The organism is Luteitalea sp., assembly GCA_009377605.1.
In the GTDB taxonomy this organism is placed as follows: domain Bacteria; phylum Acidobacteriota; class Vicinamibacteria; order Vicinamibacterales; family Vicinamibacteraceae; genus WHTT01.
The window spans coordinates 1-683 of record WHTT01000263.1; the positions used below are offsets into that span (position 1 = coordinate 1).

Annotated in this window: 1 protein-coding gene; it reads left to right on the forward strand. The window is 63.1% G+C overall.

Annotated features, from left to right (window positions below):
* The coding region (locus GEV06_28850) for an FtsX-like permease family protein (GenBank protein ID MPZ21851.1) at window positions 1–286 on the forward strand (286 nt) is incomplete at its 5' end.
* Window positions 287–683 lie beyond the last annotated feature (397 nt).

The window sequence follows — 683 nt, forward strand, 5'->3', positions numbered from 1 at the left end:
GGAGCTCGGAATCCGCATGGCGCTGGGCGCCGATAAGGGACGGGTTGTGCGCCTTGTGATGGGCGAAATGCTCCTGGTCGTTGTGCTCGGAACGGCCGCCGGCCTCGTGGCCGGACTGCTTTCCGGACGGTTTGTGCAAAGCCAGCTCTTCGGGGTCAACGCCGCAGACTTGTCGGTCTTCGTCATCAGCGCAGCAGCGCTGCTGGTGGTGTCGCTCATGGCGGCGTTCATTCCGGCCTGGCGCGCCTCGCGCATCGATCCAATGATTGCCCTGCGGCAGGAATAGAGGGTGTACGGAATCCGGCCGTGTTGCTTTGCTGGATGACACGCTCGTGGGTACGCGGCTGAGTCTCGGAGCATACGCGACTCGCTTCGCTATGCGCCGCTCGATCGCGTTAAAGCTCGGACAGCTCGATGTCGGCCGGCTTGGGCTCTGGGTGGGCAACGAAAGCGGCGTCGGTTTCGGCGCTCTCGTCGTCACGCCAACGAAATGATTGGCCGGCCGATCAAAATCGAGCGGCAGCCGGGTACATCGAGCACGAGCTCGTCGATCAGTTCCGCGTGGTCGGGCTGGTTTCTCAAAGAGCCGTCGGTCGTCGGTACACTCCGTACTCGGCCCGACACTCATACGCCGAAGGGGCTTTCTATCCGCGGTCGAGCCGGTGGAAATACACTTGGCGACT